This window comes from Streptomyces sp. NPDC048349 (assembly GCF_040651925.1).
In the GTDB taxonomy this organism is placed as follows: domain Bacteria; phylum Actinomycetota; class Actinomycetes; order Streptomycetales; family Streptomycetaceae; genus Streptomyces.
In genome coordinates, this window is sequence record NZ_JBEZLA010000058.1 from 37,376 (window position 1) to 49,702 (window position 12,327).

Below are 12,327 nucleotides of genomic sequence, written 5' to 3' on the forward strand. Positions count from 1 at the left end.
GCGCCTACGGCGTGACCGCGTAGGCCTCCGCCGACCAGAGGGAGCAGCCGTAGCGCGTCGCGCGGCGCTCGCACGTGACGCGGACGAAGCGGGTGCCCGGACCGGCGTCCACGCGGACGGTCTCGGCGCCTCCCCGGGACGTGGGGACGGCGGCGGCCCGGTGCCAGGTCGCCCCGTCCGGCGAGGTCTCCACCCGGTACGCCGAGGGGTACGCCTCCTGCCAGTGCAGCTCCAGCCGCCCGATGCGGGCCGGGGCCGGGAGTTCGGCCTGCCACCAGGCGCCGTCCACCGCCGGTGAGGACCAGCGGGTCGTCGGGGAGCCGTCCAGGGCCGCCGAGGCGGGGAAGTCCGCCGTCTCGTTCGCCGACGAGCTCGCCCGCGCCCCGCGCAGCAGGTCCGGCCCGCCGGTACGCGGCACCGCCCGCACCGTCAGCGTGCGGGACTCCCCGCCGAAGACCACCGGCACCTGGTAGGTGCCCGGCGCGACGCCCGCACCGACCACGACCTCGAACGGGATCGACGCCCGGCCGCCGCGCGGGGCCACCGCAGCGGCCGGCAGGCGGACCTCGATGCCCTGCGGCGGCTGCGCCGACAGCGGCCCGCGGACCTCGCCGGGGCCCACGGCGGTCAGCTCCGCCGAGACCCGCCGCGGGGCCCCGCCGATCTCGGCCTCGGCCCGCCCCCCGTCCGCCAGTTCGAAACGGGCCCGGGGGCCGTCCGCCGGCCACGGGACCACCCGGTGCACGGCCGGCGCCGCCCCGGTCCCCGCCCAGGACAGCCGCACCGCGTCGGCGCGCAGCCCCGCCGTGTCCACCTGGGTCCAGCCCGAGGGCGCGGCCTCGCCGACCTTGCGCCATCCCTCGCCCGGGACGTGGGCCTCCACCGCCGCGCCGCGGACCCCCGGCGGCAGCGGTTCCGTCATCACCGTCACCGCGGCCACCGGACGCTCCGCGTCCAGCCGTACCGTCCAGGCCTGCGCGTCCTTCGTCACCTCGCCCGTCGGACGGGCGGCCCCGGTCCAGGCGTCGGCCTCCTCGACCACCTTCGCCAGGAAGGGCTCCATGACGGCCCGGTCCACCCGTGCCGCGCTCTCCTCGGCCAGCGCCTGCCGGGCGCGCGCCAGCGCCTGGGAGGCCTGCCAGGCGGCCGATCCGTCCCCGCGGGCCTGGGCCCGCAGTACGTCGACCGCCAGCTCGCCCGCCGCCCCGTAGCGCGACAGCCGCTCCAGCCACGGTCCCGCCTCGCCCGCCAGCGCCGGAAGCCGGGCGGGGGCCTCGCGCAGGACGGTGAACGCCGTGCGCAGCTCGGTCCCGGCCGCCGGGTCGCCCGCCGCGCGGGCCTTCCAGAACTGCTCGACCAGCGGCGCCAGGTACGCGGATTCCTCCTGCTTCAAACCCGACGCCGCACTGTTCCCGGCCAGCGCCGCGAGCGCCTCGCGCACGCGCGGGTCGGGGCCCGCCACCTCGCGCACCGCCGCCGCCCAGGACTCCCCGGCCCGGTAGCCGCGGGGATTCCACGCGAAGTCCGCCGCCGTGAACAGCGGGATGCGCGACAGGGTGCCCTGCGGCATGCCGTTGGCCAGCAGGGCCGCCGAGCCGCCCGCGACCGCCGGTTCGCGGCCCGTGTACGGCCCGAGGAAGACCCGGCCCGGGTCCCAGTCGTTCACCGGGTAGTTGTCCATGAGGACCAGGGGATGGCCCAGCGCCGAGCGCGCCCCGGCCAGCTCCTTGCCGGTGATCGTGCGCGGCACCACGCCCACGCCCGTCCAGGCCACCTCCACCCGCGCGTCCAACGCGCCCGCCAGGGCCGTCCGGTAGGCGGTGGCGCCCTCCTGGTAGAACTCCGTCGGCAGCAGCGACAGCGGGGCCGCCCCCGGATGCCGCGCGGCCAGGTGCGCCGCCAGCCCGCCCGCGACCTCGGCGTGCGCCCTCGCGGCCGCCTTCGGGCCCTTGCCGAACCGCTCCCGGTCCTCCTCGCAGCCCCACTCGGTGTAACTGACGTCCTGGAACTGCACCTGGAACGCCCGGAAGCCCAGCTCCCACATCGCGTCCAGCTTGCGCGCGAGCGCCGCCCGGTCGGCCGCCGAGGACAGGCACATCGACTGGCCGGGCGTCACCGCCCAGCCCAGGACGACCCGGTTGGCGCGGGCCCGTTCGGCCAGCGCCCGGAACTCCTCCTGCTGCTCGCGCGGGTACTCCTGGCGCCAGGCCGTCGTCCGGTACGGGTCGTCCCCGGGCGCGAGCAGCAGCCGGTTCTGCTTGGTGCGGCCCATGAAGTCCAGCTGCGCCAGGCGCTGTTCCCGCGTCCAGGGCTGTCCGTAGAACGCCTCCGCGATGCCCCGCACCGGCGCGGCGGGCCAGTCCCGCACCAGCACGCCGGGCACCTTCGCGCCACTTCCGGCCAGGAGCGCGCGCAGCGTCTGCGCCGCGTGGAACAGCCCGTCCTCCCCGACGCCGGCCAGCGCGGCGGTGGGCCGGCCGCCGGCCCGCCCCACGCCCAGCCGGTAGCCCCCGTCCGGCAGGTCCCCGGCCTCGGCCGCGCCCAGCGCCCGCAGCGCCTCCTGGGCGTCCGGCCCCTGGAGCCGTACGACGGTGCCGCGTTCGGGCAGCGGCGCCCCGGGGGCCCGCTCGTGCAGGGTCCGTACGCCCGCCGCGCGCAAGGCGTCCCGGACCACCTGGACCGCGTACGGATCGGCGTCGGACGGGGCCACCAGCACGGCCTCCGCGCCCAACGGCACCTCGCGCGCCGGGTCGGCAGCCATCGACTGCGGCCGGGGCCACACGGCCGGGCCCTCGGCAGGGCCGCGCACGGCCTCGGTCCGGGGGTCGAGGGCGGGCCCGGCGCCGGCCCGGGCCGCCGGATCCATGCCCGGGCCGGCCGGTACACCGGGCACGGAGGGCGCCGTGGCGGCCCCGCGCGGCGCGGCCGCCACGGCACCGCCGAGCAGCGATCCGATCACCGCGACGGCGGCGGCCGTCGCCCGCTTCCTGCCCCTGAGCTGCACAGAGCCTCCCCGTCCCGAGACGTCCCCCGCTCGTACGAATGAGCCCGAGCCCACCACCCGTGCGGCCGGAGTGTCAACGCGGGCGGGCGATCTGACCGGGATACGCCAGGAATGCGATGCCCCCGAGTGGGTAGAGCTGCGGTGTTCTGCGGTGTTCCCGGGCGGTGTCCCCCCTTTCTGCACCACGCTTCTGATTCCCCCTCATCCCTCTGCCCCTGCACGAAGGAGTGCCGTCGATGGACGACCTGGCCCGGCTCGCGGCCCTGCACGGCATCGCCACCGCCTACCAGCCCGCCGCGGACGTCACCGTCCAGGTGCCGCAGGCCACCGTCAAGGCCGTCCTCGGCGTGCTCGGGGTGGTCACCGACACCCCCGACGACATCCGGGCGCAGGCCGAGGACGCCGAGCGCGCGTCGGCCGTGCGGCTGCTGCCGCCGACCCTGGTGCACTGGCAGGGGGACCCCGACCCGCCCGCCCTGGCCGCGCTGCCGCCCGGCACCCGGGTCCGGGTGGAGCTGGAGGACACCGGGGAGTCCGTGCCGTGGAGTCCCGCCCTGCCCCTGGGGGTCCACCGGGTGCTCGCCGAGGCCCCCGACGGGCGCACCGGCGGGGCCACCCTGATCGAGGCCCCCGACCGGGCCCCCGCCGCCCCCGCGCGGTCCCACGGGCTGCTCGTCCAGCTCTACTCCCTGCTCTCCGAGCGCTCCTGGGGCATGGGCGACCTCGGCGACCTCGCGGCCCTCGCCGACTGGGCCGGGCGGACCCACGGGGCCGGCTTCATCCAGGTCAACCCGCTGCACGCGGCCGTGCCCGGCACCCCGACCGACCCCTCGCCCTACCGGCCCTCCTCCCGCCGCTTCCCCGACCCCGTCCACCTGCGCGTCGAGGACGTGCCGGAGTACGGACGGTGCCCCGAGCACGAGGCCCTCGCCGAACTCGCCTCCCGGGGCCGGGAACTGCGCCGCGAGGTCATCGAGAAGGGCGCGCTGATCGACCGGGACGCCGTGTGGGCCCTCAAGCGCCGGGCCCTGGAGCTGCTGTACGCCGTCCCGCGCACGCCCGAAAGAGAGGCCGCCTACGGACAGTTCCGCGCCGACCAGGGGCCGCCGCTGGACCGGCACGCCGCCTGGTGCGCCGCCGCGGCCGGCGAGGACCCCAAGGAGCGGCTCGACTTCCACCGCTGGCTGGTCTGGCTGACCGACACCCAGCTCGCCGCCGCCCAGCGGGCCGCCCGCGAGGCCGGGATGGCCGTGGGCATCGTGCACGACCTGGCGGTCGGGGTACATCCCGACGGCTCCGACGCCCGTACCGGCTCCTTCCACGCCCGCGGGATCTCCGTCGGGGCCCCGCCGGACGCCTTCAACGCGCGCGGCCAGGACTGGAGCCTGCCCCCGTGGCGCCCGGACCGGCTGGCCGCCACCGGCTACGCCCCCTTCCGGGACCTGCTGCGCGGGGTGTTCCGGTATGCGGGGGCCCTGCGGATCGACCACGTGATGGGCCTGTTCCGGCTCTGGTGGATTCCGGAGGGATGCCCGCCCGCCGAGGGCACGTACGTCGGCTACGACGGCGAGGCCATGCTGGCGGTCCTGGTGCTGGAGGCCCACCGGGCCGGTTCCCTCGTCATCGGCGAGGACCTCGGGACGGTGGAGCCGCGGGTCCGCGCGGCCCTCGCCCGGCGCGGGGTGCTCGGGACCTCGGTGCTGTGGTTCGAACGGGACTGGGCGGGCGACGGCAGCCCGCTGGCCCCGCGGGCCTGGCGGGCCGACTGCCTGGCCACCGCCACCACCCACGATCTGCCGCCCACGGCCGCCAAGCTGGCCGGCGCCCATGTGGAACTGCGCGACCGGCTGGGCCTGCTGACCCGCCCGGTCGAGCGGGAACGGGAGCAGGACGCCGCCGACACCGCGCAGTGGCTGGCCGTACTGGACCGCCTCGGCCTGGACACCAAGGGGGAGGAGGCCGCCGTACGGGCCCTGTACGCCTTCCTGCTGAGCACCCCCGCGCGGCTGGTCGGCGTATGGCTGCCGGACGCGGTGGGGGACCGGCGGCCGCAGAACCTGCCGGGTACGTGGGACCAGTACCCCAACTGGCGGCTGCCGGTCGCCGATGCCGCGGGCCGGCCGCTGACGCTGGAGGAGCTGACCGCCTCGCCGCGGGCCAACGCCCTGCTGGGCGCGGTGCGGGAGCGGGCCGCCGAGAGCGGGTGACCCCGTACGGCACCCCCGGGCGCGCGGGCCGTTCGGACGTTCGCTACGTTTGCACCGTGGACAAGAAGAACGCTCTGCGCGCCGGCGCCGTCACGGCCGGAACGACGCTGATGATGCTGCTGATGACGTCTCCCGCCCTGGCGGTGACCCGCGACGACGGCGACGACCCGGGTCCCGGCCTGAGCATCGGCGAGACGCTCGGTCTGTACGTGGCCGCGCCGATCGTGCTGTTCCTGGTCATCGCGGGTCTCGTGATGGTCGGCGACAAGTCGCGCAAGCAGCGGGCGAGCTGATCCGGTCCGGTCCTGGGACCGGCACCGCAGGACTTTCCGGGCGCCGGGGGTCCGCACGGCCACGACGTCGGTGACGTCGGCCGTGTGGCGACCCTCGGCGCCTTGCCGTGTCCTCAGACCCCGGCCAGCAGCTTGCGGAGCAGGCCGGTGAGGACGGCGGCCTCCTCCTCGCTCAGCCCCCGCAGCGCGGCCCGCTGCACCTCGAGGCCGGCGGTGACGGCCTCGTCGATGAGGGCGAGGCCCCGCTCGGTGATGGTGACCTGGAGGCCGCGCCGGTCGTTCGGGTCGGGCTTGCGGCGCAGCAGCCCGGCCTTCTCCAGCTTGTCCAGCCGGCCCGTCATGCCGCCGGTGGTGAGCATGAGCGTGGCCGACAGCTGCCGGGGCGAGAGCGTGTACGGGGCGCCCGAGCGGCGCAGCGTGGCGATGACGTCGAACTCCCCGCGCGAGATCCCGAAGCGGGCGTAGGCCTGCTCCATCGCGTCCCCCATGGCCTTGGCGATCCGGTAGATGCGCCCGAAGACGGCCATCGGGGCCGTGTCCAGCTCCGGGCGCACCGCGTACCACTGGTCGGTGATGGCGTCGACGGCGTCCTTCTCCGGCGTCTCCGGCCTCTCCGGCCCCTTCGTTCCCGCGGCGGCCTGTGCTGCCTTCTCCGCCTCGTCGACAGTGCCGGGCTTGGCGTCCATGTCGGCCCTCGCTTCGTCTTCCCTCATGGCTGGAGTATCCGATTCCGGTCAGTCGTTCGCAAGAAAGTTGCTTGACGAAAAGTAGCTTAGCGCTAAGCTACTTCCAAGCAAGCGAAAGCAAGAGAACTTCTCAGGGGGGCGTCATGGGGGAAGCGCGGGTGGAGGGGGAGCGGTCCCTGCTCCTCGGCATCGGGATCAGCGCGGTCGGGATCGGCATGTACGTGCCGTTCTCCCTCGTCTTCTTCCACCACGTCACCGGCCTCTCCTTCACCCTGGTCGGCCTGGTCCTGACCGTCACCGGAGTGGCCGGACTGGTCTTCATGCCGCTGGCGGGCACGGCCGTCGACCGGTTCGGCGCCAAGAAGGTCAACCTGGTGCTCTACGGGATCCGGGCGGCCGGCTTCGCCCTCTACCCCTTCGCGGGCTCCCTGCCCGCCTTCGCCGCGGTCGCCCTGGTCACCGCTCTCGCCGACCGGTCCTTCGGCGTCGTCCAGCAGTCCCTGATCGGCGAGGTCGCCCAGGGCTCCGCCCGGGACCGGCTCCAGGCCTCCACGCGGGCCCTGCAGAACGCCGGGATGGGCGCGGGCGCGCTGCTCGTCTCCGGGGTGCTGGGGCTCTGGGGAACCGGCGGGTTCACCTACACCGCCTGGGGCAACGCCCTGGCCTTCGCCCTCGCGGGACTGCTCGTCAGCCGGGTGCGCCCGGTCCGCGCCGCCGCCGGACCGCTCGGCGCGGGGCCGGCCCGGCAGTCGCCCGCCGGCTACCGGACCGTCCTGCGCGACCGCCCGTTCCTCGGGCTCACCGCCGCCAACTTCCTCACCGCGCTCGGCTACTCCGCCCTCTCCGTCCTCTTCCCCCTCTACCTCTCCACCTGGCTGGCGGCCCCCGACTCCCTCACCGGAGCGGCCTTCACCGTCAACACCGCCCTGTGCGCGGGCGTCGGCGTCCTGATCGCGAGCCGGGTCCGCCGCTCCGGCGCCCGCCGCACCCGCTCCGCGGCCCTCGGCGCGCTGCTCTTCGCCGCCGCCTTCGTCGGGCAGATCGTGCTCGGGACGCTGCGCCCCGGGCAGACCGCCACGCTCGTCGCGCTGCTGGCCATCGTCGTCGTCTACACCCTCGGCGAACTGGTGCACAGCCCCTCCGGGGGCGCCCTGTCGGTCTCGGCCGCGCCCGAAGCCGTCCGCGGCCGCTACCTGGCCACCTACCAGCTCTCGTACTCGCTGGCCACGGCGCTGGCCCCGGCCCTGTTCACCGCCCTGCTCTCCGTCGACGGCCGGCTGCCCTGGGCCGTCCTGACCGTCGCCGCCCTCGGCGCCGCCCTGGCGCTGCTCCGGCTGGAGCGGCACCTGCCCGCGGCGGCCGTTCACGCCGAGCCGCCGGCCGCGGTGCCCGGCGCGCTCGCGCCGGCCGCCGCCTGAGCCCTCCCCCTCCCCAGGAGCCACCCGCCATGAAACGCTTCGCCACCGTCGCCCTGACCGCCCTCGCCCCCGTCTCCTGGGGCTCGACCTACGCCGTGGCCACCGAGCTGCTGCCGCCCGACCGGCCCCTGTTCACCGGGGTGATGCGGGCCCTGCCCGCGGGGCTGCTGCTGACCGCCCTCGCCCGGACGCTCCCCAAGGGCGAGTGGTGGTGGAAGTCCGCCGTCCTCGGCACCCTCAACATCGGCGCGTTCTTCCCGCTGCTGTTCCTCTCCGCCTACCGGCTGCCCGGCGGCGTCGCGGCCGTACTGGGCTCCGCCGGACCGCTGTTCGTCGTGGGGCTCGCGGCCCTGGTCCTCGGGGAGCGGGCGAGCCTGCGCACCGTGCTCGCCGCCGTCGCGGGCGCGTTCGGCGTGAGCATGGTCGTCCTCACCGCCGAGGCCCGGCTCGACGCCGTCGGGATCGTCGCCGGGGTGGTCTCCTCCGCCTCCATGGGCGCGGGCACCGTCATGACCAAGCTCTGGGGCCGCCCCGAGGGAGTCGGCCCGCTGGCCGTGACCGGCTGGCAGCTCACCGCGGGCGGGCTGGTCATCATCCCCGTCGCCGCGCTCGTCGAAGGGGCCCCGCCCGCACTCGACGGCAGGGCCCTGCTCGGCTACGGCTACATGATGCTGATCAACACCGGTATCGCCTACTGGCTCTGGTTCCGCGGGATCGGACGGCTCTCCGCCGGCTCCGTCACCCTGCTCGGTCCGCTCTCGCCGCTCACCGCCGCCGTGATCGGCTGGGCCGCCCTCGGGCAGGCGCTGACCCCCGTCCAGCTCGTGGGCATGGCGATCGCCTTCGGGGCCACCGTCGCGGGCCAGCTCGCGGTCGCCCGGAGCGCTCGATCGTTCAGTTCAGCTGAACAGATCGATCAGAACATTTCGATGGACCTGAGCGATGGGCGGGTGCGACGGTAGGTCCCACGACAGACAAGTCCCGACCCCGAGGGGGAGACACACAGTGGCCGTCATGGACCGCGTCCGTACCGTTGCGCAGGGCAACCCCACCCGCACGAAAAAGAAGGGGGCCGCCGGACTCGGCGTACTCCTCGCCCTGCTCGCGACGGTCGTCTGGTCCGGCAGCTTCGTCGCCACCCGGGACATGGCCGACAGCGTCCCGCCCGTCCAGGCCGTCTTCTGGCGCTGGATCATCGCCACCCTCGCGGTCGCCCCCTTCGCGGCCCGCCAGGCCTGGCGGCAGCGGGCCCTGATCCGCAGGCACCTCGGCTTCACCGCCCTCGCCACCCTGTTCGGCGTCGCGCTCTACAACACCCTCGTGCACCAGGCCGGACTGACCACATCCGCCTCCAACATGGGCATGATCATGGCTGCTTCACCCGTCGTCATGGCGCTCTACGCCCGGCTCGGCGGCGAACGGCTCGGCAAGCGGCGGACCTTCGGGCTGCTGCTGGCCGCCTTCGGCGTGCTGCTGCTCGTCGGCGACGGCTCCCTCGGCTTCGACTTCGGCGCCGGCGACCTGTGGATGTTCGGCGCTGCCCTCTCCTTCGCCACCTACAGCGCCCTGCTCAAGCGCAAGCCCGCCGAACTGGGCGGCCTGGCCTTCCTGATCACCACCTTCGTGCTCGGCGCGCTGATGCTGGCCCCCGCCTACGCGATCTCCGTTTCCCTCCAGGGCGGCTTCGAGGTCACCGCCGCGACGGCCGTCCCGCTGCTGTACGTCGGAGTGTTCTCCTCCGCCGTCGCCTTCTTCGCCTGGAACAAGGCCGTCTCGGTCATCGGGGCGGCCCGCGCCGGAGTCGTCTACTACCTCCAGCCGGTGTGCGTCGCGGGCCTCGGCCTCCTGCTCCTGGGCGAGCGGACCGGACCGGGGCAACTGCTCTGCATGGCGCTGATCCTGGGCGGCGTCGCACTCGGGGCCCGGCGGTAGGTTCGGCCCCATGACCGAGTGGGACATCAAGAAGCTGCGGATCCTGCGGACCCTCGCCGAACAGGGGACCGTGACCAGGGCGGCCGAGGCGCTGCACATGACGCCCTCGGCCGTTTCGCAGCAGCTGACGAACCTCGCCCGGCAGCTGGGGGTGGCGCTGCTGGAGGCGCAGGGCCGCCGGGTCCGGCTCACCGACGCGGCGCACCTCGTACTGCGGCACGCGGAGGCGGTGTTCGCGGAGCTGGAGCGGGCCGACGCGGAGCTGGCCCAGTACCTCGCCGGCGACGCGGGAGAGGTGCGGATCGGGGCCTTCTCCACCGCGGTGCCGGCGCTCGTGGTGCCGGCGGTGGCGGCGCTGCGGCGGACCCACCCGGGCGTGGAGGTCCGGGTCCGCGAGACGGAGGCGGCGGAGTCGTACGAGCTGCTGGCGGCCGGGGGCGTGGACCTGGCCCTGTCGCTGGCGGCGCACGCGCCGACCGCGCGCGACCGCCGGTTCACCCGGGTGACGCTGATGGAGGACCCGCTGGACGTCGCCCTGCCGCCGGGCCACGCGCTGGCGGGCGCGCCGGACCTCAGGCTCGCGGACCTGTCCGGGGATCCGTGGATCTACGGCGGCAGCGGGCCCTGGTCGCAGATCGCCGTGGGGGCGTGCGAGGCGGCGGGCTTCGTGCCGGAGCAGGCGCACTCGGCATCCGGCTGGACCGCGATCCTGGCCATGGTGGAGGCGGGCATGGGGGTGGCCCTCGTACCCCGCATGGTGTCGAGCCGGGCCTCGGGAGTGGCGGTCCGGGTCCTCGCGCACGACCGGCCGACGCGGCACGTGATCGCGGCCGTCCGCCGGGGCGCGGAGTCCGGACCTGCGGTGTCCCACGTTCTGGCGGCCCTCCGGGCGGTGCCGGCGGGTTGATCTATGCTGGCCCCCTTTGTGATCGACGAGGGTGGGACTGTGAGAAGCAATACGACGGCGAGCCGCCCGGTGCGGGGCGGCCGGCTGGCAGCCGGACTGGCCCTGGTGGCGGGTCTCTTCGCGGTGGTACCGGGGCTGGGGGCGGCCGCCGACACCGATCCGGGGGCGCCGCCCGTGCGGACCCTCTCGTACAACGTGTGCGGGGCGTACTCCGACTGCCAGAGCACCATGGAGCCGGCCGCCTGGGCCGACGGCCTCCAAGGCCACATCACCGGCTGGGACAGCGACGTGGTGATGCTCCAGGAGGTGTGCAAGGGCCAGTACGACCGGCTGCGCGCCGTGCTCCCCGGCTACGCCGGCGTCTGGGCCAGCACCCAGACCGCCCCCGGCTGCGCCAAGTGGGGCGAGGACACCAGCTTCGGCCAGGTGCTCCTGGTCAAGGGCCCGCAGAGCGAGGTCACCGGCATGTCGGCCGTGGTGAGCCCGCCGGGCATGAACGGCGAGAAGCGGTCGGTGGTCTGCGCCCGGACGCCCGTCGACGGCCGGAACGTCCTGGCCTGCGGCACCCACCTGCGCCAGGACAAGGAAGCCAAGAATGACACTCCGGCGCTGCTGGCGCGGATCGAGGAGTGGTCGGGCGGCCTGCCCGTCATTCTGGGCGGCGACTTCAACGCCCGGCCCTACTACACGCACATGGACGAGGTCTACGCGGGCCTGCCCGGCACCCTGTCGTTCATCGAGGCCGACAGCACCGACCAGCAGCACTTCAGTGCGGCGTGCAAGACCGCCGGCGCCACCGAGTGCCGCTCCGGCGAACGCACCCTGTGGGACCCCGTGACCTCGACGTACGGGGGGAAGGCCGACTACACGTTCTTCAGCCGCCAGGACTTCACCGAGGTGCGCAGCGAGGTCGTGGAGACCGGCTACACCAAGATGCAGGACCACAAGCTGGTCCGCTCCGCCGCCCGCGTCCAGGAGCGCGCCAAGGTGGACGGCGACCTGACCGGCGACGGCCGCCCCGACCTGCTCGCCGTCCAGGCCGACGGGTCGCTGCGCCTGTACCCGGGCCTGCCCGGCGGGAGCTTCGGCACGTACAAGGTGATCGGCGCGAGCGGTTTCGCCGGTGCCGACGTCAGCCACCGCGGTGACTGGACCGGCGACGGCCGCGAGGACGTCATCGCCCGCATCGGTGACGAGCTGTGGATCTACCCCAACCTGGGCCAGGGCCGCCTCGGCGAGCGCCTTCCCATGCGCGAGCGCCCCACGGGCTGGAGCCACGCCACCCTGCTCGCGGTCGGAGACGTCGACGCGGACGGCCAGCCCGACCTCGTCGGACGCAGCGCCAACGGCCTGTACCTGCACCGCGGCTCGGCCGGCACCGTGCCGGCCCTGCCCCGCGATGCCGTGGTGCTGGGCGGACCGGAGTGGAAGGACTACGAGATCCTCGCCCCCGGTGACGTGAACAAGGACGGCCGCGCCGACCTGTGGGCCCGCGGCACCGACGGACAGCTGCGGCAGTTCCTCTCCGCAGGCGCGGCGGCACTGCCCGCGCCGACCGTGATCGCCACCGCGCCCGCGGCCTCGTACCCGCTGGCCGGCACGGTCGGCGACCTCGACGGCAAGGGCCACGCCGACCTGCTGCTCACCACGGCCCCGGTGGACCCGGGCACCGGCGACCTCATGTTCCTCGGCGGCACCGGCACCGGCTTCGGACAGCCCGTCCGCATCGGCGAGAACGGCTGGCGCTGGATCCAGTCCATCCGCTGACACCCCCCCATGGCGCGGGGGGCCCCCCCCCCCCACGGGCCGGGGGGCCCCCCCCCGGGGCGGGCGCCCCGCGCAAACCCCGGCCCCCCCGCCCCCACGGCCGACCGGCGGGG

At 75.4% G+C, this 12,327-nt stretch carries 9 protein-coding genes; 7 read left to right on the forward strand and 2 right to left on the reverse strand.

The genetic code is table 11. The annotated features are described in order from the left end of the window. Nucleotides 1–4 precede the first annotated feature (4 nt). On the reverse strand, nucleotides 5–3,004 hold the full coding sequence (locus AB0D44_RS27035) for a beta-N-acetylglucosaminidase domain-containing protein (protein WP_362595565.1): 3,000 nt from the start codon (nucleotides 3,002–3,004) through the stop codon (nucleotides 5–7). 236 nt (nucleotides 3,005–3,240) lie between these two features. Between AB0D44_RS27035 and AB0D44_RS27040 the strand changes: the two genes are divergently transcribed. Beyond that, on the forward strand, nucleotides 3,241–5,211 hold the full coding sequence (locus AB0D44_RS27040; RefSeq protein WP_362595566.1) for a 4-alpha-glucanotransferase: 1,971 nt from the start codon (nucleotides 3,241–3,243) through the stop codon (nucleotides 5,209–5,211). A 56-nt stretch (nucleotides 5,212–5,267) separates the two neighbouring features. Then, nucleotides 5,268–5,504 carry a hypothetical protein gene (locus AB0D44_RS27045; protein ID WP_362595568.1) on the forward strand — a complete coding sequence of 79 codons (237 nt, stop codon included), beginning with the start codon at nucleotides 5,268–5,270 and terminating at the stop codon, nucleotides 5,502–5,504. A 113-nt stretch (nucleotides 5,505–5,617) separates the two neighbouring features. Here the strand turns inward: AB0D44_RS27045 and AB0D44_RS27050 are convergent, their stop codons facing one another. Then, nucleotides 5,618–6,217 (reverse strand): MarR family transcriptional regulator, encoded by a 600-nt coding sequence (locus AB0D44_RS27050; RefSeq protein WP_362595570.1) that lies wholly within the window; start codon nucleotides 6,215–6,217, stop codon nucleotides 5,618–5,620. 116 nt (nucleotides 6,218–6,333) lie between these two features. Here AB0D44_RS27050 and AB0D44_RS27055 point away from each other — a divergent pair, with 116 nt between their 5' ends. Genes AB0D44_RS27055 through AB0D44_RS27075 form a run of 5 tightly spaced genes read left to right on the forward strand, consistent with a single transcriptional unit; the run spans nucleotide 6,334 to nucleotide 12,214 of the window. Continuing rightward, the gene (locus AB0D44_RS27055; protein ID WP_362595572.1) at nucleotides 6,334–7,608 is read left to right on the forward strand and encodes an MFS transporter; all 1,275 of its coding nucleotides are present in this window, start codon (nucleotides 6,334–6,336) and stop codon (nucleotides 7,606–7,608) included. 29 nt (nucleotides 7,609–7,637) lie between these two features. After that, nucleotides 7,638–8,570: an EamA family transporter gene (locus AB0D44_RS27060; protein ID WP_362595573.1), complete on the forward strand. Its 933-nt coding sequence runs from the start codon at nucleotides 7,638–7,640 to the stop codon at nucleotides 8,568–8,570. Between the two features lie 52 nt (nucleotides 8,571–8,622). Then, complete coding sequence (locus AB0D44_RS27065; protein WP_362595575.1) at nucleotides 8,623–9,540, forward strand: EamA family transporter; 918 nt, start codon at nucleotides 8,623–8,625, stop codon at nucleotides 9,538–9,540. Nucleotides 9,541–9,550: 10 nt separating this feature from the next. Beyond that, nucleotides 9,551–10,447 (forward strand): LysR family transcriptional regulator, encoded by an 897-nt coding sequence (locus tag AB0D44_RS27070; protein ID WP_362595577.1) that lies wholly within the window; start codon nucleotides 9,551–9,553, stop codon nucleotides 10,445–10,447. A gap of 39 nt (nucleotides 10,448–10,486) precedes the next feature. Next, a complete protein-coding gene (locus AB0D44_RS27075; protein WP_362595579.1) occupies nucleotides 10,487–12,214 on the forward strand; it encodes an FG-GAP-like repeat-containing protein in 1,728 nt (575 codons plus the stop codon). The last annotated feature ends 113 nt before the right edge of the window (nucleotides 12,215–12,327 follow it).